We start from the raw sequence: 18,799 nt of genomic DNA, 5'->3' as shown, positions 1-18,799 counted from the left end.
ATGGATAAAAGATTATTATCTATGTTAAATGAGCTCCAATATTCAGAGGAAGAAATTACACGTTTAGAGAAAGAAGCGGATGAGACTATAAATGTAGATAAGTATTATGTGAAAAACGGAGAATTATTGAAGAAATTAACGATGCAAATGTTGGAAGAATCAGTTCGTAAAGAGTTGCAAGAAGGAGAAAAAATCGAATGTGAAATATTAGTGGAAGAAGGAAGTCTTGTAAATTCTAAAGTTATACCGAATATATTCACGGCAGGTGCTACCTTTTACTATTACATTGTTTTAACAAATACAAGATTACGAATTAAATCGTTAGATTGTTATTTCAAAAAAATAAATGAGTACAATGTGCTAATTAGCTCCATTCAAGCAGTTTCGCGACATAAAAAAATGAAGAATGTATATGGAATTACTATAGATAATAACTATATACAATTAGGAAGTACCGAGCATGAACAAGAATTAAAAAACATAATTGAGAAGCTAAAACAACGTGGAGTGAAAGAAGAGAGATATAAAGAGTTTGAAAAAAGTTGGCTGATTTTTTTCAATGTGTTTGTAATAGCGATAGGTGGGCTTCTAGTTTTAAAATATTTAATTTGAAAATAAAAAGCGGCATAATAGCCGCTTTTTATTGTTATCACGTTTAAAAATATTGAAAACTTATCCGCCGTTATGACACATACTAAAGCACCTTCTATAACGAATGCAAACTTTCAATAAGAAGATATATGCCCGTGCAACTTAAAAGGATGTACGTAAATATTTTAAAAATCCGTTGATTAAGCCATTTGAAAATAATTTGACCTATATACAAACCTAGAAATACGATTGGAATAGCGTAAAAACTTGATTCCCAAATTGTCTTGTTTGTGCCAGTAAAGAGTATTTGCGTTAGTAGACTAATGAAATATATAAATAGATAAAAAGCTAAAGTAGTTGCTCTCAGCTTCTCTTTTTTTGTATCAGTTCCTGTAAAGTACAGTAACAGGGGTGGTCCTGGCATACCGATACTTGTCGTTAAAAGACCGGATAATCCGCCAACTATGAAATCTCTAGATTTTGTTGATTGAATCTTAAAGTTACAGATTAGCATCAAAGTTAATAGTAAGAGTAGGATGCTAATTGCTAATTTAAATGTGTTGATGTTAATAGAAGTGAAAATGATAATACCAAAAGGAACACCAACTATACTGCCGAAAATTAATCTTTTCAGTAGAATACAATCAATGTCCATTCTTATTTTCCAAATGAGTGATATAGAAATAATGAATGATAAAATGATATTTATTTGTATAGCTTCTTGTGGTAGAAATAACATGAGTAAGAAAGGTGTTGCCATAATAGAAAAGCCAAAACCGGTACTTGTTTGTAAAATAGAAGCTACTAATATAATACAAATGAACATGAATATAGTATTCAAAAAAGCCCCCCTACATAATCAAATTTCATTAATATTTTAACATAAAGTAAAACTTTAATCAGTGAGGGCTTACTACCTAGCAAATCGCCGCTTGTTATGTTGCGGTTAATATTCCAATGATGATCCTGTAGCCTTAAAATATTTTTCTCGTGAAGGCGTCATTACTCGGATTGCTAATAAACAGGAAAGGAAAAGGATGAGTAACGAGCTACTTATTACAGTCATTTGAACGGAAAGAAATTGTGCGGATGCTCCAATTGCTAAAATGAAAAAGATTTGGATAAAACTTTTTATGGAATCAAATACGCTATCGATACGTCCTATCATATGAACCGGGATGTTATTTTGATAAAATGTAAAAAAGCCAGTACCGGCAAATGATGAAGAAATGCCAAGTAAAATGAAACCGCCTGCCGCGACGATAAATGAATTTGAAAAGGCGAAAATTACATAGCCTATTGCTGTGAAAATTGTCCCTAATCCGATACAATATTGAATTGGTAAACGTTTGGCAAAGAGAGAGACGAGAAATGAACCGGAAACGTAAGCAGCGCCAGTTATACTAACAAGCATACTGTATTCTATATCGGTTAAAAACAGTACTTGTCTTGTAAAAACAACTTCTTGTGAATCAAGTGCCATAGCGACAAGCATAGTCGCTTGAAATAAAACGAATATGAGAATAATGTACGTTTCAGTCCGAGCGAATGAAAAAACTTGTTTCCAATCACTTCGTAATGTTTGTACGAAAGTATTTGCAACTTCTTCGCTTTGCTTTGTTTGTAACGTAATATTAGGTAAGAAATAAATGAGAATAGTAGAAAGTAGAAAGGAAAGTGAGTTGCAGTAAATTACAAAGGATGCTGAGTGCGTGGTGAGAAGTATTCCAGCAAGAGCTGGACCGATAATAAAAGCCCCGCTTGTACAAAAGCTACTCCAAGCGTTGAATTGAGCACGTTCTTCAGCAGGTATAAGCATTGTTTTATAAGAAAATGAAGCTGGATCGAAAAATGATGTAGCGATACGAGTTAAAAAGATAAAAATATAAATGGCCCAAATAGAATCAAATAGTGGAACGCAGCCAATGAGAACTGCTCGAATGATATCTGTGATAAGCATAATGGACCGTTTGTTTAATCGATCTACTATGCTACCAGACCAAATTTTTGTAACAACGGTCGCAATTGGACCGACAATCCATAATCCTGCTACAGCAGCAGGTGAGTTTGTGCTATGTAACACCATTACGTTTAGGGCGATGAGATACATAAAATCACCTAAACGAGAAATTCCTGTTCCCGACAATAATAATAATTTATTTTTCATGAACAAATGGCCCTTTCTTTCATTGTTTTTTAATCCTGCAGGAAATAGTGTATTCCTCTTCAGAGTTTGATTGACGAGCGGTTTTGTTTTCCCAGCGTAATAAAACTTGTGTAATCTCCCAAGTAAGCTGTTGTAATTCCTCTGGAGTTAAAAATAGATGAGATACAATATGACTACCTGTATTCGTTCCCTCTGTGCCGCTTTCTTCAATATAGAAGTGAGCTGCTTTTGCTTTATAATATTTTTCAATAATCCCTCGTTTTTCCTTCGTTTCTACTAATTCAAGCAACCCTCCATCGTACAAAATTTGAACGTGATAATGTACGCTTCCGGCAGTTTTGTTTAGTTTAGTAGCTACTTGTTTTGCAGTGAGTGCTTCGTCTTTTAAAAGGTGAAGAATTTGAATACGAGTTGCGTTGGAAATGAGCTTCTGCTGCTCAGCTGAAATAGTAAGTCTATCTTCAAACATGATGATATCTCCTTTCTTATAATCTAAATTTATTGTACATTCTAAAAAATTAGAACGTAAGGAAAATAAATCGCCTTTTTCCTCTGTATTTCGACATAAATAAAAATAGCATGTACATAAACATGCTATTAAGTAATAGTAGATTCTTCATTAAGTTTCCCGCGATAATACAAGAACAGCCATATAAAACTAACAAAAATACAACATGTAGCTAGAAAACTACCAATCATTTGAGGAGAAAGGATTTCTAATAGCCATCCTGTAATGAACATAGATAACTGTATGAGTGAACCATAAATTGAGTAATGAAAGGAAAAAACTTTACCAATCATATTTTCGTGCGTGTAAGTTTGAAGTAATGTCGTATCAAGTGGAACGATGATTCCTCCTGCTATGCGCATACAGAGTAATGTAATGATACCGAAAATAAGTTGATCGGATAGAATGAATCCAAGAAAGAAAAAGCCTTGTAGGAAGTAGGCCCAACCAAATGCTTTTTTCATTTTTTCTTTATTGCTGGATATGTAAAGATTAACGAGAAAGCTTCCTATCATAAGCCCAGCCCCTTGAACCGTATATAAAATCCCAATGTTCGTGTGGAAAATTTTTTCGGCATAGATTGTTAGAAGTAGCTGATAAGCACCTCCAATAAGCCCCCATGAAATGCCGACAAGAATTAATGTTAAAATTATTTTTGTTTTTAATATGTATGTATATCCATCTTTTATATCAGTCAAAAATGCTTTTTTCTTATTAAAATTATCATAAGAGGGAACACTCATATGATAAATAAAATAGGCTGAAATAAAGTATGATAGGCTATTTACTAAAAAAGCGAACTCAATATGTAAAGATTGTGCAATTATCCCGCCTAAAGAAGCCCCCATAATAGACATAAAACCATTCATTGTACTAGAAAGAGAATTAGCAGTTACGAAATGATTTTGATGTACGATGTTTTTTAAGGTTGCTTGTTTAGCCGGCTCAAATAAGCAAGAAAGTACAGATAAACATATATTGGTAATGAAAATAATTTCAATTTTATAGCTGGCGAATAAGTATGTAAGGACTAGAATTCCCCGTGTAATATCGGTAAAAATCATAATATTCTTTTTAGAAAAAAGGTCTACAATTCCGCCTATGAATGGACTAAGAAGGAGTTGTGGTAAACCTTTACTTATAAAAGTAAGTGCGATCATAAACGGAGATTCCGTTATGCTATAGACGAATGTTAATAAAGCTACTGTATGAAACCAATCTCCAAGCACACTTAATGTTTGTCCGTAAAAAAGTTTATTGAAGTTTTTATTTGTTTTAAGAAGTGCGGAATAAGAAACTGACATAAAAAGCTCAACCCTTATGTAATGATGATGCTTGAACTTGTTTTTTCCACTCACTTAAATACACTTTCTCCCCTGTAGGAAGTCCAACAGGTAACTGTGCAATCAATTCTAAACTATTTCCGTCAGGGTCGTTAAAGTATACGGCGGCATGTGCTAATTCTGGAAAAACAATCGGTTCAATTGGCTCCATTCCAAAGTCTTTTCGTGCTGAAATGCCTTTTTGGTTTAGCCAATGTATCGCATGTTCTAAATCATGTAAGCTTACTTGAAAGGCGATGTGTCGTAAAGAGGGATGATAATTTACTTTGTATTCTGTACCTTCCCAAAGACCGAGCCAACTTTCATTTTCCTTAATCCAAAAGAAAGCAATATCATCTCCTCTTTTATATAATTTCAGTCCAAGTGATTCATAAAAAGATATTGATACCTCTAAGTTGCGGACGGGTAAATGTGCTTCGTAAAGACCTTTAATCATTGTAATCCTCCTAAGTAAAAATATTTCTTATTTCATAGTAAACGTTTTTTTATTAGTTGAAATCAGAAAAAGGAGGGACATAACTTCATACGAAAGTATGAAAAAACAGCTCAAATATGAGCTGTTTTCTTATAGTTTTTCGTTCATTTGTTAAGGATAGGATATATTAGTATCCGTATCCGCCGCCACCCCAACAGCTACATCCGATGATGATTAGAAGGATGAATAGTACGATAAGCAAAGCAAATCCACCGCCGAAACCAGCGCAACTTCCACCATAACTCATATGTGTTCCTCCTTTTGAGTAAGTTAATCTATATAATTCATGGACTACTATATACAGTATGTTTTTTGTATAGAAAAGGAGCCAGTCTCTTTTGTAATTAGACAAACGCCTGTATGGTCATTCTAATTGTATATAGAGCTACGGATATGGGGATGAATCGTTATATATTTTGCGATTTGTTCATAAAAAAATATATAAATTGTAAAAAAAACCATTTTTATATTTTTTTATGAGAGAATTTGTACTATAATTTTACAAGTAATATTATGGGAAAAGGGAGTTTTAGTGAAGAGATGGAGATGGGACAATTAAAAAATAAAATAGAAAACAAAAAGAAAGAGCTAATTCAACTTGTTGCTAGACATGGATTGGATCATGATAAAGTTTTGTTATTTAGCCGAGATTTAGATATACTTATTAATAAGTTTATGAATGTAAAAGATAAAGTATATAAATAAAGAATTTGTAGTTTTTTATATTAAGATATTCAACAAAAAGGAGAGAGATGTATTTGGAACATTTACAAGACGAGCTATATAAACAAATAAAAGAAGAAAAAGGTATTGTTACAATTTTTTTAAAGAGTGGCGTTAGAATAGTAGGAGAAATTGTTGCAATAGACAAATTTACCGTTTTAATGTTAGTTGATGGAAAACAACAACTTATTTATAAGCAGGCTATATCAACAATAATGAAATAAGACACTCATATGAGTGTCTTATTTCATTATCTTTTGCAAGCTTCAACGTCAATGCCGGCAGCTAGTAATTTCTCTTCTCCATCTTGCTCGATGATTTTTTGTAATTTAGATAGGAAAGAATCAAAGTTTGTATGCTTTGCTACTTGGAATGTCATTTTATGCTCAATTGGTAGCCATGTATCAATATCAGCTTCGTTATGTTGGATTTTCACCTCAAGTTTATCAAGTGCGTTAGCAACTTTTGCTTCGTACGTTTCTTTCGCTTCAAACTCCATCCATAAATCATATAATTCCTCACCGAGAGAACCTTTTAATGTTCGTTTAATATTTAAAATTGCTTCTTGTTCATTTATTTGTTTTTGTAGTTGTAATTCATGACTATTCATTGTATCAAAAGCAGGAATATCACCAGCTTCTGCTTCGACTAGGTCGTGAATAATAACCATTTTAAGTAATTTTTCAATATTTACTTTTTGATCTAAATAAGGTTCAACTAAAATGGCCATTAGAGACATGCGCCACGTATGTTCAGCAACGCTTTCTTGACGCCCGTTAGAAAGCCAGCTATGTCTCATTTCATATTTTAGTTTTTCTGCTAGTGCAATGACTTGTAAAATGTTATGTTCCATCGTGATCCTCCTCATATTCCCATAATATAATTCTAATATGGAAATGAAATGTGTCAATTTTATGAGTATATTGCGATAAATAGATGATAAGCGTATAATAAACATTATATGTGAAAACGCATTATTAAAATAAAAAAATGTTTTATAAAAATGAAAAGGAAGGGCAGGAATATGGGAGACGAAAATCAAGTGTTTGCTAGACCAGAAAGAAAAAAAAGGAAGTTTGATATTTCTAGCCCAGTAGGCATAATAGTAGGTTTTGCTATTGTAATAGCGGCAATTATGCTTGGCGGCGGTGGAATAAAAGCTTTTAAAAACTTTTTAGATGTTTCATCTATTTTAATTGTTATAGGGGGAACAACAGCGACAATTGTTGTGGCATATCGATTTGGAGAAATAAAAAAATATACGAAAAGTATTTTTACTGTTTTACATAGAAGAGAAGAAGATTTAGAACAGTTAACGGATTTGTTTGTTGATTTTTCGAAAAAGTCTAAAAAACACGGTCTGCTTTCTTTAGAAGTTGATGGAGAGCAAGTAGACAACCCTTTTATTCAAAAAGGAATTCGATTAATGTTAAGTGGTTACGATGAAGATGAATTAAAAGAAGTGTTAATGAAAGATGTTGAAACGGAAGTGTATGAGTTAAGAAAAGGAGCAGCATTATTAGATAAAATTGGTGATTTCGCTCCTGCTTGGGGTATGATAGGGACTTTAATTGGTCTTATCATTATGCTTCAAAACTTGCAAGACACATCGCAAATTGGTACCGGGATGGCAGTTGCGATGTTAACGACATTGTATGGATCCGTACTTGCAAATATGATTGCAATCCCACTTGCTGAAAAAGTGTATAGAGGGATTGAGGATTTATATACAGAGAAGAAGTTTGTTATTGAAGCAATTTCAGAATTGTATCGTGGACAAATTCCGTCTAAATTAAAGTTGAAACTGGATACGTATGTATACGAAACAAAGATAAAAAAAGTAAAACGAGCAGCCTAATATTGCAAGGAGTGGTATGGTGATGATAAAACGACCGCAAAAGGGATCGCCTCGTTGGATGACGACTTTTACAGATTTAACGATGTTATTATTAACTTTCTTTGTATTACTAGTTGCTACTTCAAAGCAGGATGCAGTAAAATTGTCAAAGATGCTTGAAAAGTTTAGTGATACGGAGCAAGTAGATGCAAAAGTAATGGAAAATACAATACCAGATATTTCGCATGAAAAAAATGATGAAAAAATGATTTCGAAAAAAAGAATGGATGAATTATATAAGAAGTTAAAAGCATATGTAGATAATAACGGTATTAGTCAAGTGAATGTATATCGAGAGGATACGGGAGTAAGCGTCGTTATAGTAGATAATTTAATATTTGATACAGGTGACGCGAACGTTAAACCAGAAGCGAAAGAGATAATAAGTCAATTAGTTGGGTTTTTCCAATCGGTACCAAATCCCATTGTTGTAGAAGGACATACAGACAGTAGACCTATTCATAACGACAAATTCCCTTCAAACTGGGAATTATCTTCCGCGCGAGCAGCAAATATGATTCACCACTTAATCGAAGTGTATAATGTGGATGATAAAAGGCTAGCTGCGGTAGGATATGCAGACACAAAGCCAGTTGTACCAAATGATTCACCGCAAAATTGGGAGAAAAACCGTCGCGTTGTCATTTATATAAAAGAATAGTATATTATCATTTTAATAATAAAATAATAAAAATACGAAAATTCTTTTAAAAAAATATTAAATTTTATCATTTTATTTTGTATAATGAGTGAGAATGATAAGGTTAAATATTAAGATATATTTATACATAGAAGGAGAGAATCAAAAAGAATGGCACATAAAATTTTAGTTGTAGACGATGCGATGTTCATGCGAACAATGATTAAAAACTTATTAAAAAGTAATTCTGAATTTGAAGTAATCGGAGAAGCGGAGAATGGAGTAGAGGCAATTCAAAAGTATAAAGAACTTCAACCTGATATAGTTACATTAGATATTACTATGCCAGAAATGGACGGACTTGAAGCATTAAAAGAAATTATTAAAATTGATGCAAGTGCAAAAGTTGTTATTTGTTCTGCAATGGGACAACAAGGTATGGTATTAGATGCAATTAAGGGGGGGGCAAAAGACTTTATTGTAAAGCCATTCCAAGCAGATCGTGTAATCGAAGCTTTAACAAAAGTAGCAAACAGCTAATATAGAAGGGGTGCCACAAGGAATCTAAACATTGATAGCGGATATGCGTGTGGCCCCCTTTTTTCTTGTTTTAAAACACTAAATTGTTATACATGAATGAAATGTTTGTTAGACAGGTAGGGGATTAAAATGCAAACAGATCTATTAAATATATTTTTTGAGGAATCAGAAGAACATTTACAATCGCTAAATGAAAATGTGCTAACTTTAGAACAAAATCCTACTGATATGGATGTTGTGGGAGAAATATTCCGCTCAGCTCATACATTTAAAGGTATGTCAGCGAGTATGGAATTTACGGAAATGGCGGATTTAACGCATAAAATGGAAAACGTTTTAGATGAAATTCGTCATGGGAATATAGTTGTAAATGCGGAGATTATTGATGTGATTTTTGAATGCATTGATAATTTAGAGAAGATGGTTGCAGATGTGCAGCAAGGTGGCATGGGCAATATTGATGTAGTTGCAACGAAACAGAAATTAGAAGCATTATTGAACGGCAATATAGAAATTCCTACTGAACATATAGAACAAGAAACCATAAATAACGATGATGCAGCTTCACATGAAGTGCATATAACTGTTGAGCAACAAGCTATTTTAAAAGCAGTACGTGCGATTATGTGTATTGAAGCGCTACAAAATGTAGGTAATGTAAAAAAAACAGTTCCTAGTATTGAAGAAATTGAAGCAGATGCTTTCGGGTTTGAGTTCACAGTATTTATGGATACTGATCAAAGTGAAGAAGAATTAAAACAAGTAGTGCTTCATGTTTCTGAAATTGAGAAAGTAGAAGTGAAGCAAGGACATACATCAAAAGAAGTAGTTTCGGAAAAACTGGCTACACAAGAAGTCGTACAAGAAGTTATACAAGCGGCTACGCATGTGGAATCAACTAAAGAAGTATCTAAACAATCTGCTAATGCTACACCAGCTAAAAGCACTGCAAAAACGAAAAATGGTAAAGTAGAAAATCGTTCCATACGTGTTCAATTAGAAAAAATTGAAAGATTAATGAACATGTTTGAAGAAAGTGTAATTGAGCGTGGTCGTATAGATGAATTGGCACAAGCAATTCAAAACAAAGAATTAATTGAGCATTTAAATCGATTAGGCGATATTTCAAAAGATATTCAAAATGTACTTCTAAACATGCGTATGGTGCCGATTGAAACAGTCTTTAATCGTTTCCCGCGTATGGTACGTATGTTAGCGAAAGATTTAGGGAAAAAAATCGATTTACAAATTACAGGTGAAGATACTGAAGTTGATAAAATTGTTATTGATGAAATCGGTGATCCGCTTGTTCATTTAATTCGTAATGCAATTGATCATGGGGTTGAAACTGTTGAACAACGTCGTGATGCAGGGAAAAATGAGACAGGTACGATTAAATTAGAAGCGTTCCATAGTGGAAATCATGTCGTAATTCAAATTACGGATGATGGAAATGGAATTCATAAAGGGAAAGTATTAGAAAAAGCGATTAAAAATGGTGTTGTAACAGAATCTGAGGCAAATAAATTAACAGACCGTGAAATATTTGATTTGATTTTCCAACCAGGATTTAGTACAGCTGAAGTTGTATCAGACCTTTCTGGACGCGGGGTTGGATTAGATGTAGTGAAACATACAATCCATAGTTTAGGTGGACATTTAATTATTGATTCTGAAGAAGGCAAGGGAAGTACATTTAGAATTGAACTTCCATTAACGTTGTCTATTATACAATCTATGCTTGTTCAAACGAATGATAAACGGTATGCTTTACCTCTTGGTAATATTGTTGAAGCAATTCGAATTAAGAGAGAAGACATCCAATCCATACAAGGAAAAGATGTGTTAAATTACCGTAATCAAATTATTGAAGTGAAGCATTTAAGTACGGTATTTGGTGAGAAAACAGCAGATGAGGCGTTTGCGTCATATGATGGTCAAATGGTTCCTGTGTTAATTGTTCGTAATACACATCGCAGCTATGGACTTATTGTAAACACAATTATCGGTCAAAGAGAAATAGTCTTAAAGTCATTAGGTGACTTCTTTGCAGAGAGTTCTAATTATTTCTCTGGTGCGACAATTCTCGGTGATGGACGAGTGGTCCTCATTTTAAACCCAGAAGGTTTATAATAGGAATGAAGGAAAGCTCCCCACTTGTATACAATTGGGGAGCTTTTTGGTTAATCGTTACTAATCTGAAAATAGGAATAAATACATATTAACGTTTTATATAATAAGTTTGTTAAAATAAAATGAGAGTTTATATCATTTGATAGAAAAACAGAAATGAGGAGGCAGAGGAAATGCCTGAGCAACACACAAAAGGGGATACGAGCACAATTGTGCTAGAAAAAGAAAATGAGCATTTAACGCCTCAAGAATGCGATATTCTTGGCGAAATTGCAAATATATCATTTGGTTCAGCTTCGACTGTATTATCAACAATCTTAAATAGGCAAGTAAGCATTACTGCTCCTCGCATCGAATTGGTAGATTTATATGATTCAAGCGACGTCGAAGTTCCACACGTTGTACTAAATATTCATTTTACAAAAGGATTAGATATGGAAAACCTTCTTGTCCTTAAGCAAGATGTTGCATTATCCATTGCTGATTTAATGATGATGGGAACAGGTGAGGTGGAGGACGGAAAAGAACTTGGTGAATTAGAGCTAAGTGCTGTACAAGAAGCAATGAATCAAATGATGGGGTTCGCAGCTACATCTATGTCTGAATTCTTCCAAGATACAGTAGATATGTCTCCGCCGACAATTAAAGTTGTAAAGCTATCAGAAGAAATGGAGAAAATCTCGGAAATCGATGGAAATCAAACGATTGTTAAAGTATCGTTTGATTTAAAGATAGATAATCTTGTAAACTCTAAACTTGTGCAAATTGTTTCAATTGAACATGCGAAACAAATGATAAATAAATTAATGCAATTATCTGGTGGAGTAGAAGAACAAGACGAGCCAGCAGAAGTAGTGGAAACTGAGATTGTAGAAGAACAAGTTGAAAAAGAACATTTAACGCAAGAAGAGAAAGATGTCCTTGGTGAAATTGCAAATATTTCAATTGGTTCCGCTTCAACAGTATTGTCAACGCTTTTAAATCAGCCAGTTTCAATTAGTACACCGAATGTAGAAGCGATCAATGTTCGTCATTATGATGGAGTACCAGTCCCGTTTGTTATTTTAAATGTTGATTTTGTTGAAGGACTAAAGAATGAGAATGTATTCGTATTTACGAAAGATGTCGCTTTAACAATGGTAGATTTAATGATGATGGGGACAGGAGAAGTTGATTCTGAGAAAGAACTTAGTGAATTAGAACTGAGCGGTATTAAAGAAATCATGAACCAAATGATGGGGCATGCGGCAACAGCGATGTCAGAGATGTTTCAAGAAAAAATGGACATGACACCACCAAATGTTAAATTTGTAACTTTAAAAGAAGAAATGGAATATTTGGGAGAGTCAATGGAAGTGGACGAACTCGTTCAAATTACGTTCAACCTTGAAATTGGCGACCTGCTTCAATCAAAAATGTATCAAATTTTACCGATTACAGAAGCGAAAGAAATGGTAAGAAGACTTCTATATCCAATGGTGGAAGAGGAAGAAGAGATTGTTACGGAAGAAATAGAAGAAGAAAAAGTTGTAGAACCTGTTGTGCAACCTATTGAATTTAAAGAAGTAAAACAAATGGAACCAGTATACATGGACACATCCATTCTACAAAATGTAGAAATGAACGTGAAATTTGTATTTGGAAGCACAGTGAAAACCATTCAAGATATTTTAAGTTTACAAGAGAATGAAGCGGTTGTACTAGATGAAGATATTGACGAACCAATTCGTATTTATGTAAATGATGTATTGGTGGCGTATGGTGAACTTGTAAATGTAGATGGATTTTTCGGAGTAAAAGTGACGAAATCGCTATAAGTCGTTGAAATAGGAGTTTGAGCTAGTAGATGAAAAACGTAAAGTTTTTTCTAATAAGCTGGTTATGCATACATGTGTGCTTGCTCTTCCCGCTACAAAGTAAAGCGGAAGAGCAAAATGTGCCAGAACAAAATATAAATGAAGTGAATGTGCAAGAAGAGAATAAGGAAGTTCAAGAACAGCCAGAACAAGTGGAAATGAAGCAAGATAAAGAGGAACAACAAGAAGCAAAAAATGAACAAGAAACCGAAAAGAAGATAGAGACGGATCAAGGGGTTATTACAGTAAATAAGCCGGAATTAAAAGTTGGCGAAGAAGTGCTGGTTATTGTAGAGCCGAAAGAGAAAAATGTTCAAAGTATAAAAGGTATTTTGCGCTTGCCAAAAAACGGCGATCAGTATGAACAAGAAAGAATGCTATCGTTTAAGTATGAAGAGGAAACGAAGCGATGGATTGCTAACTACAAGGTCGAGACTTTTGATTTGCAAGGTGATTGGAACCTTCAGCTTATTCAAAATTACAAAGAAAATGAGAAAGAAGAGCTCTTAGAAAATGAAGTGAAAGTCCCTTTTATTCGTATAAATAATGAAACGCCAACAATAGATAAAGAGATGCCGAAGTTGCATAAGGTTACTATCGACGAGGCGAAGGGGAACGTAATCGAACGAAAACAAGGTGATTCTATACATGTACGAGTGAAGGCAACAGACGTAGAATCAGCCGTGAAAGAAGTTCGTGTTACATTAAAAGGAAAAGAAAATAAAGAGATTACATTTTTATTAGATTACAATAAGCGCGACATGGAATGGCAAAAAGTATTTGAAATAACGAATGCGTTGCCAAATGGCTCATACGAATTACTTGTAGAGATAGTGGATGCGGCAGGCAATAAACTGATTGAAGCAAGTGAGTATGTCGTTTCTGTTTTGGAGCAAAAAACAGAAGAGGATAAAAAGATAGAAGAACGAGAGAATGAAGATAAATTAGAAAATAAATTAGAAGATAAGAAAGAAACTGAGAAGCAGGAAGACTCGAAAGTAGAAATCACGCTTCAGGAAGAAAAACCACCAGTTGTTCAAATTCCAAAAAAAGAAGAGAAAGTAAACGATCTTATAAAAGAACCATTGAAAGAGAAAGAAAAAATTACTTATGTTATAAAAGAGCCTCTCACAGACAACAAGGAAGTAAATAAAAAGAAGGCTCAAAAAGATAAAGATAATAACAATCAAGTCATTTCGAAAAAGAAAGAGAAAAAAGAAGAGCCAGAAGGGAAGAAAGAAGCAAAAAGTGAACAGGGAATACAAGCTTCTAATGTATTTGCTATCATGTCAGGTTTATTCGTACTATTTTTAGTTTTAAAGAGTAATAAAGAATGGGGCTAAGTATTTCATAGTAGTGGAGGCGCTTAAATGGAAATTAAACGTACGACAATTGAAAATAAGACGCTACAACCATTAAAACAGCCTGCAGCTATTTCAGAACATGAAATCCAGAAAGAACGAAAGCATAGTAATCTAGTGTTTACTGGACAGTCTAAGATTATTTCGAAGAATAATGAAATAGGGATTTTACTTGCGAGTTTAGGCGATGGAAAGGTTATGAAGGAAATGCTTTCTAAAGAGATGGATACAGTATTACAACTCTTTAAAAAGTTACATACATTATCTGGAGAAGGAAAGCAAACAGAAAAAATATTTGAACAAGTAATGAAAAGCTTGCAAGGACTTGTTAAGCAGGCGCATATAAAAGAGCTTCCTTTGTTAGATGGGACCTATGATTTTGCTGAAGTACAACTATCATTTGGTAGAAAGGTACATATTCCGTTACTAGATGTAAGTGCACTCCTTTCTAGAGTGGAAAGTGATTCTTCAGAAGGAAATATAAATTTAATGGTAACGGTTATTACTGCTTATATAACGAAATTGTCTAACGAAACCATTTTAATTAGCGTTACAGATCGCACTGCTAAAGAGCGGGATGTAAGCGTATGGAGAGCACTTGCGGAAATGAATATGACACAATTATCACAGGCTTTGAAACATACGATGCAAGAACATAAATGGTCTATGACGTTTCTTTTTCTCTTTGTATGGATTGTTGCTATTATTTTAATTCGAGTTATATAAAAAGGTCGTCACTTTACGGTGTGACGACCTCTTTTATATTTTTTCGTAGAAGAATGTATCGAAGCGCTGAAGATTATAACGTTCAGGTGTTAAAATTTGTTCAGTACTACCAACAAATAATACGCCGCCTTTTCGTAAAGCACGACTAAACTTTTCATAAAGTTTTACCCTTGCTTCTTCAGTAAAGTATATCATTACGTTGCGACAAATGATTAAATCGTAATTTGTATCGAACGACTGCATTAATAGGTCATGCTGCTTGAACGTGACGTTTTGCTTAATGTTTTGGTGTAATGAATATATATCATTCTCTTTTGTGAAATGACGCTCTTTTAAATCGGCAGGTAATTCTTTTAAAGAACGTTCTGTATATTGACCGCGTTTTGCAGTTTCTAAAATGTGAAAATCAAGATCTGTTGCTTGTATTTCAAAACGATATGGAGCTAGATGCTTCGATAAAATTAAAGAGAGTGTATATGGTTCTTCACCGGCAGCGCAAGCGGCACTCCATACTTTTAATTTTCCGTTATTTTGTTCGAGTAATTTTGGTAGTGCTTTCGTCTCTAACGTTTGCCAACGTTCTTTATTTCTAAAAAACTCTGAAACGTTAATTGTAATATAGTCAATAAAACTTAAAAATAACTTTTGATCGGTACGTAAATTGCTTAGAAAACTAGTGTAGTTCTCAAAGCCCTTTCTCGAAATAAAAGCATCGATTCTACGACGCATTCTATCTTGTTTATATGAAGCGATATCCATATTGAATTGTTGTTTAAAACTCGCGATAAAATGATCATAATCTTGTTCAATTATCATATTTATAATAGGCACAATAACGATATTGTGCCTCCCCCTTTACATCATACGGATTTTTTGTTCAAAGTTTTTTTTCATCTGTTTTTCATGTAAACCTGGTAAATCATAAATAACAGCATCAATTCCTGTTTCTTTTGCAACGTCAACGGGAATGACAGATGTATGCTTGTCCCCATTATAAAAACAGAGAACTAAATCGGTATCTTCGATTATTTGTTTTACAAAAAACATATAATCTGATCGGTAAATGGAGTCGGAAGGATGATCAAAAGCGACATACTCGGCTCCGTGTTTTTTTAAGTAATCAACGACCTCTTGAAATTCATCTGTTAATGCTTGTAACGGCTGTAGCGTGTAAAGGCATAAATTTTGAGCGAGTCTTTCGTTTTCGATGAAGAAACGAAGAACCTCATTTTCAATAGATTTATAACATAATATGTAAATTTTATGTTTGTGAGCATAGTCAGTTAAAAATTTTTTTATTTCTTCCTGATCTAATGCTGTTAATTGATTTGAACCACAAAGAAAAATATTCATAGATTTGTGCCACCTCATGCTAAATTGTAACATATCTTTTATAAAAAATAACTGCAAAATATTAGTGTTCAGAGTATAATTATAAATAACTGGATTTTACGATTAAGTTTAGGAAGAAATAAAAAAATAAATAGGTGATATAAATGCTGCGTTCGATCTCGCATAATCCAATTTTATCGCATATACCGCCTGCTACTCAAATGCCGAAAGAAGCAAATGTCAGGACAGGACTTGCATTTTCGGATAATTTGCATGCAGATCCGAAAAAAGATAAATTGTTAGAACAAATGGAAGCATTTGTCGATAACATTGGAGAAATTAAAGAGAAAATTGAAATGGAATTAACGCTTGATAATGTAATGGAATACAAAAATACAGTAAAATCATTTTTGAATTTTTACGTAGATAATGTATTGCAATATAAAGATGTCATGTCGCGTCATCCACGTTATGGCTATTCACAGAAAATGACGATTGTGAAACAGGCGGAAATGGGATTAAATGAGTTAGAAGATGTTATGAATTTAATTAATACGAAAACGGGACATTTAGAAATGTTAAATCAGATTGGAGAAATCCACGGTTTAATTGTAAATTTAGTCTTGTAAAAGGGAAGGAAACGATATGTACATACAATTATATGAAAAGCTCGTTATTATTCAAAAAGCATATGAAAACATTCAAACGCTTGGAGAACAAATATATGAGAATTTGAAACATAAAAATGTAAATGCAGTTCAAAGATTGCAAGTAGAGCAATTGCAGTACATAGATGGTTTAAAAGGATTATCAAGCTCGTTTGAAGAAATGGTTATTCAGTTTTGTAAAGAAAAGGGGATTGAGCCATTTCGCGTAAGTGCATTATTTTCGCATTTTTCTAACGAAGAAATTGAAAAAATGGAAGAATTACAAAAAAATGTAGCTGAATTAGAAGGGAATGTAAAAATGATTCTTTTGAAAAATCAATATTACTTAAACGTACTATTAAAAACTACAGAAAGTATTGTGGATTCCGTTTCTGAATATAATTTAGAGCGAAACAATAATTCACAAATCTTTATGAACGAACTATTGTAAAGGGGAAGTGAAACATTATGAGACTGTCTGATTATAATACACCGCTATCGGGTTTGTTAGCGGCACAAATGGGATTACAAACGACGAAACAAAATTTATCAAACATTCATACGCCTGGTTATGTGCGTCAAATGGTGAATTACGGATCGGCTGGAGCAAGTCAGGGCTATTCACCAGAACAAAAAATAGGTTATGGTGTACAAACGTTAGGCGTTGACCGTATTACAGATGAAGTGAAGACGAAACAGTTTAATGATCAATTATCTCAACTCTCTTACTATAACTACATGAATTCGACTTTATCACGTGTAGAATCTATGGTTGGAACGACAGGGAAAAATTCATTATCTAGTTTAATGGATGGCTTCTTTAATGCTTTTCGTGAAGTTGCAAAAAATCCAGAACAACCAAATTACTACGATACATTAATTTCTGAAACTGGGAAGTTTACAAGTCAAGTAAATCGTTTGGCAAAAAGCTTAGATACAGCAGAAGCACAAACGACAGAAGATATTGAAGCTCATGTCAATGAATTTAATCGTCTTGCTGGTAGTTTAGCGGAAGCGAATAAAAAAATTGGACAAGCAGGTACGCAAGTGCCAAATCAACTTTTAGATGAACGTGATCGTATTATTACAGAAATGTCCAAGTATGCAAATATAGAAGTGTCTTATGAATCTATGAATCCTAATATTGCGAGTGTTAGAATGAATGGCGTTCTAACAGTAAATGGACAAGATACATATCCACTTCAATTAAATAAAGAAAAAGAACCAATGACTGCTGAAATTTACGGTTCGGAAATTCCTTTAACGAGTGGAGCAATCCAATCAGCAATCGATACGAAAGCGAAGATTGCTAGTTATAAGAAAAACCTTGAAGAACTAATGAGTTCTGTAAAGAATGAAGTAAACACAGTAATGGGGAAAGAGTTCTTCGTTGGAGATCAAGCGAAAGATATGAAATTAAACCCTGAATTTGCAAAAGATGTTTCGAAAATGAAAATATCAGCTGAAACAGCAAATAAACTAGCAGCAATTACAGATGGAAATTATAAAGAAGGTCTTTCTTATAAACAAGCATTAGATCAATTCGTAGTTGGCGTTGCATCTGATAAAAGTGCAGTGAATGCCTATCAAAAAATTCATGTGGATTTATTGGAGGGGATTCAGCAAGAAAAGATGGGTGTTGAAGGCGTTAATATGGAAGAGGAAATGGTTAATTTAATGGCCTTCCAAAAATACTTCGTCGCAAACTCTAAAGCTATTACTACGATGAATGAAGTGTTTGATAGTCTATTTTCGATTATTCGATAATGAGTGACAAAAGCGAGGGTCTTTTCTTTTATGTTTAAAGAGAGAGCCAGCAGAGTGAAGAAGCGGTCAGTGCCTAATAGAGGACTTATCGGT

At 33.6% G+C, this 18,799-nt stretch carries 22 protein-coding genes; 13 read left to right on the top strand and 9 right to left on the bottom strand.

All coding sequences use genetic code 11. The annotated features are described in order from the left end of the window. Window positions 1-612, top strand: coding sequence for a flagellar motor switch protein FliG (locus QCI73_RS18840; protein WP_353823535.1), 612 nt, complete (start codon window positions 1-3; stop codon window positions 610-612). Window positions 613-706: 94 nt separating this feature from the next. Here QCI73_RS18840 and QCI73_RS18835 read toward each other — a convergent pair whose 3' ends face one another. The 6 genes from QCI73_RS18835 to QCI73_RS18810 all read right to left on the bottom strand — a co-directional run bounded on the left by QCI73_RS18835 (window position 707) and on the right by QCI73_RS18810 (window position 5,331). Beyond that, window positions 707-1,432, bottom strand: coding sequence for a sulfite exporter TauE/SafE family protein (locus QCI73_RS18835; RefSeq protein WP_001092069.1), 726 nt, complete (start codon window positions 1,430-1,432; stop codon window positions 707-709). Between the two features lie 105 nt (window positions 1,433-1,537). After that, entirely contained in the window at window positions 1,538-2,758 is a 1,221-nt protein-coding gene (locus QCI73_RS18830) for an MFS transporter (RefSeq protein ID WP_000791689.1), read from the bottom strand. 19 nt (window positions 2,759-2,777) lie between these two features. Next, window positions 2,778-3,227, bottom strand: coding sequence for an ArsR/SmtB family transcription factor (locus tag QCI73_RS18825; protein ID WP_074542976.1), 450 nt, complete (start codon window positions 3,225-3,227; stop codon window positions 2,778-2,780). A gap of 128 nt (window positions 3,228-3,355) precedes the next feature. Beyond that, on the bottom strand, window positions 3,356-4,570 hold the full coding sequence (locus tag QCI73_RS18820) for an MFS transporter (RefSeq protein ID WP_353823534.1): 1,215 nt from the start codon (window positions 4,568-4,570) through the stop codon (window positions 3,356-3,358). Between the two features lie 7 nt (window positions 4,571-4,577). Then, window positions 4,578-5,045, bottom strand: a complete 468-nt coding sequence (locus QCI73_RS18815; protein WP_327923087.1) for a VOC family protein — start codon at window positions 5,043-5,045, stop codon at window positions 4,578-4,580. A gap of 166 nt (window positions 5,046-5,211) precedes the next feature. After that, entirely contained in the window at window positions 5,212-5,331 is a 120-nt protein-coding gene (locus QCI73_RS18810) for a YjcZ family sporulation protein (protein ID WP_000120179.1), read from the bottom strand. Between the two features lie 239 nt (window positions 5,332-5,570). Between QCI73_RS18810 and QCI73_RS18805 the strand changes: the two genes are divergently transcribed. After that, the gene (locus QCI73_RS18805; RefSeq protein ID WP_353823533.1) at window positions 5,571-5,789 is read left to right on the top strand and encodes an aspartyl-phosphate phosphatase Spo0E family protein; all 219 of its coding nucleotides are present in this window, start codon (window positions 5,571-5,573) and stop codon (window positions 5,787-5,789) included. A gap of 53 nt (window positions 5,790-5,842) precedes the next feature. Continuing rightward, on the top strand, window positions 5,843-6,031 hold the full coding sequence (gene hfq, locus QCI73_RS18800; RefSeq protein WP_000400652.1) for an RNA chaperone Hfq: 189 nt from the start codon (window positions 5,843-5,845) through the stop codon (window positions 6,029-6,031). Between the two features lie 26 nt (window positions 6,032-6,057). Here the strand turns inward: hfq and QCI73_RS18795 are convergent, their stop codons facing one another. Then, on the bottom strand, window positions 6,058-6,660 hold the full coding sequence (locus tag QCI73_RS18795; RefSeq protein ID WP_048551694.1) for an HD domain-containing protein: 603 nt from the start codon (window positions 6,658-6,660) through the stop codon (window positions 6,058-6,060). A gap of 171 nt (window positions 6,661-6,831) precedes the next feature. Between QCI73_RS18795 and QCI73_RS18790 the strand changes: the two genes are divergently transcribed. The 7 genes from QCI73_RS18790 to QCI73_RS18760 all read left to right on the top strand — a co-directional run bounded on the left by QCI73_RS18790 (window position 6,832) and on the right by QCI73_RS18760 (window position 14,960). Next, window positions 6,832-7,665: a flagellar motor protein MotP gene (locus QCI73_RS18790; protein WP_000502149.1), complete on the top strand. Its 834-nt coding sequence runs from the start codon at window positions 6,832-6,834 to the stop codon at window positions 7,663-7,665. Window positions 7,666-7,687: 22 nt separating this feature from the next. After that, window positions 7,688-8,365, top strand: a complete 678-nt coding sequence (locus QCI73_RS18785; RefSeq protein ID WP_000596045.1) for an OmpA family protein — start codon at window positions 7,688-7,690, stop codon at window positions 8,363-8,365. A 150-nt stretch (window positions 8,366-8,515) separates the two neighbouring features. Continuing rightward, the gene (locus tag QCI73_RS18780) at window positions 8,516-8,884 is read left to right on the top strand and encodes a response regulator (protein ID WP_000940575.1); all 369 of its coding nucleotides are present in this window, start codon (window positions 8,516-8,518) and stop codon (window positions 8,882-8,884) included. 129 nt (window positions 8,885-9,013) lie between these two features. Continuing rightward, on the top strand, window positions 9,014-11,017 hold the full coding sequence (locus QCI73_RS18775) for a chemotaxis protein CheA (protein WP_070805658.1): 2,004 nt from the start codon (window positions 9,014-9,016) through the stop codon (window positions 11,015-11,017). A gap of 173 nt (window positions 11,018-11,190) precedes the next feature. Further along, window positions 11,191-12,834, top strand: coding sequence for a flagellar motor switch protein (locus QCI73_RS18770; protein WP_070805659.1), 1,644 nt, complete (start codon window positions 11,191-11,193; stop codon window positions 12,832-12,834). 29 nt (window positions 12,835-12,863) lie between these two features. Further along, entirely contained in the window at window positions 12,864-14,216 is a 1,353-nt protein-coding gene (locus QCI73_RS18765; RefSeq protein WP_353823532.1) for an Ig-like domain-containing protein, read from the top strand. 27 nt (window positions 14,217-14,243) lie between these two features. Continuing rightward, window positions 14,244-14,960 carry a hypothetical protein gene (locus QCI73_RS18760; protein ID WP_000403978.1) on the top strand — a complete coding sequence of 239 codons (717 nt, stop codon included), beginning with the start codon at window positions 14,244-14,246 and terminating at the stop codon, window positions 14,958-14,960. 33 nt (window positions 14,961-14,993) lie between these two features. Here QCI73_RS18760 and cheR read toward each other — a convergent pair whose 3' ends face one another. Continuing rightward, the gene (cheR, locus tag QCI73_RS18755) at window positions 14,994-15,776 is read right to left on the bottom strand and encodes a protein-glutamate O-methyltransferase CheR (RefSeq protein WP_000582886.1); all 783 of its coding nucleotides are present in this window, start codon (window positions 15,774-15,776) and stop codon (window positions 14,994-14,996) included. A gap of 39 nt (window positions 15,777-15,815) precedes the next feature. Next, window positions 15,816-16,313, bottom strand: a complete 498-nt coding sequence (locus tag QCI73_RS18750) for a hypothetical protein (RefSeq protein ID WP_001020099.1) — start codon at window positions 16,311-16,313, stop codon at window positions 15,816-15,818. A 143-nt stretch (window positions 16,314-16,456) separates the two neighbouring features. On the opposite strand from QCI73_RS18750, the gene QCI73_RS18745 reads away from it, so the two are divergent. From QCI73_RS18745 to flgK, 3 genes are read left to right on the top strand one after another with little or no spacing between them, the layout of a single operon-like run. Then, window positions 16,457-16,921: a YaaR family protein gene (locus tag QCI73_RS18745; RefSeq protein ID WP_000946323.1), complete on the top strand. Its 465-nt coding sequence runs from the start codon at window positions 16,457-16,459 to the stop codon at window positions 16,919-16,921. A 16-nt stretch (window positions 16,922-16,937) separates the two neighbouring features. Further along, window positions 16,938-17,390, top strand: coding sequence for a hypothetical protein (locus QCI73_RS18740; RefSeq protein ID WP_353823531.1), 453 nt, complete (start codon window positions 16,938-16,940; stop codon window positions 17,388-17,390). 17 nt (window positions 17,391-17,407) lie between these two features. After that, window positions 17,408-18,706 (top strand): flagellar hook-associated protein FlgK, encoded by a 1,299-nt coding sequence (flgK, locus tag QCI73_RS18735; RefSeq protein ID WP_001239681.1) that lies wholly within the window; start codon window positions 17,408-17,410, stop codon window positions 18,704-18,706. Window positions 18,707-18,799 lie beyond the last annotated feature (93 nt).

This window comes from Bacillus cereus group sp. MG16 (assembly GCF_040459875.1).
Taxonomy (GTDB): domain Bacteria; phylum Bacillota; class Bacilli; order Bacillales; family Bacillaceae_G; genus Bacillus_A; species Bacillus_A paranthracis.
Note: the sequence above shows the minus strand (reverse complement) of the source record. Positions and strands in the feature narration are given on the sequence as shown.

Excerpts from the sequence above, each read along its gene's own strand:
- QCI73_RS18775 (WP_070805658.1), top strand. The coding sequence starts at position 9,014 with ATGCAAACAGATCTATTAAATATATTTTTTGAGGAATCAGAAGAACAT.
- QCI73_RS18780 (WP_000940575.1), top strand. The coding sequence starts at position 8,516 with ATGGCACATAAAATTTTAGTTGTAGACGATGCGATGTTCATGCGAACA.
- QCI73_RS18795 (WP_048551694.1), bottom strand. The coding sequence starts at position 6,660 with ATGGAACATAACATTTTACAAGTCATTGCACTAGCAGAAAAACTAAAA.
- QCI73_RS18785 (WP_000596045.1), top strand. The coding sequence starts at position 7,688 with ATGATAAAACGACCGCAAAAGGGATCGCCTCGTTGGATGACGACTTTT.
- QCI73_RS18840 (WP_353823535.1), top strand. The coding sequence starts at position 1 with ATGGATAAAAGATTATTATCTATGTTAAATGAGCTCCAATATTCAGAG.
- QCI73_RS18815 (WP_327923087.1), bottom strand. The coding sequence starts at position 5,045 with ATGATTAAAGGTCTTTACGAAGCACATTTACCCGTCCGCAACTTAGAG.
- QCI73_RS18790 (WP_000502149.1), top strand. The coding sequence starts at position 6,832 with ATGGGAGACGAAAATCAAGTGTTTGCTAGACCAGAAAGAAAAAAAAGG.
- cheR (WP_000582886.1), bottom strand. The coding sequence starts at position 15,776 with ATGATAATTGAACAAGATTATGATCATTTTATCGCGAGTTTTAAACAA.
- QCI73_RS18770 (WP_070805659.1), top strand. The coding sequence starts at position 11,191 with ATGCCTGAGCAACACACAAAAGGGGATACGAGCACAATTGTGCTAGAA.
- flgK (WP_001239681.1), top strand. The coding sequence starts at position 17,408 with ATGAGACTGTCTGATTATAATACACCGCTATCGGGTTTGTTAGCGGCA.
- QCI73_RS18750 (WP_001020099.1), bottom strand. The coding sequence starts at position 16,313 with ATGAATATTTTTCTTTGTGGTTCAAATCAATTAACAGCATTAGATCAG.
- QCI73_RS18830 (WP_000791689.1), bottom strand. The coding sequence starts at position 2,758 with ATGAAAAATAAATTATTATTATTGTCGGGAACAGGAATTTCTCGTTTA.
- QCI73_RS18745 (WP_000946323.1), top strand. The coding sequence starts at position 16,457 with ATGCTGCGTTCGATCTCGCATAATCCAATTTTATCGCATATACCGCCT.
- QCI73_RS18740 (WP_353823531.1), top strand. The coding sequence starts at position 16,938 with ATGTACATACAATTATATGAAAAGCTCGTTATTATTCAAAAAGCATAT.
- QCI73_RS18765 (WP_353823532.1), top strand. The coding sequence starts at position 12,864 with ATGAAAAACGTAAAGTTTTTTCTAATAAGCTGGTTATGCATACATGTG.
- QCI73_RS18825 (WP_074542976.1), bottom strand. The coding sequence starts at position 3,227 with ATGTTTGAAGATAGACTTACTATTTCAGCTGAGCAGCAGAAGCTCATT.
- QCI73_RS18820 (WP_353823534.1), bottom strand. The coding sequence starts at position 4,570 with ATGTCAGTTTCTTATTCCGCACTTCTTAAAACAAATAAAAACTTCAAT.
- QCI73_RS18810 (WP_000120179.1), bottom strand. The coding sequence starts at position 5,331 with ATGAGTTATGGTGGAAGTTGCGCTGGTTTCGGCGGTGGATTTGCTTTG.
- QCI73_RS18760 (WP_000403978.1), top strand. The coding sequence starts at position 14,244 with ATGGAAATTAAACGTACGACAATTGAAAATAAGACGCTACAACCATTA.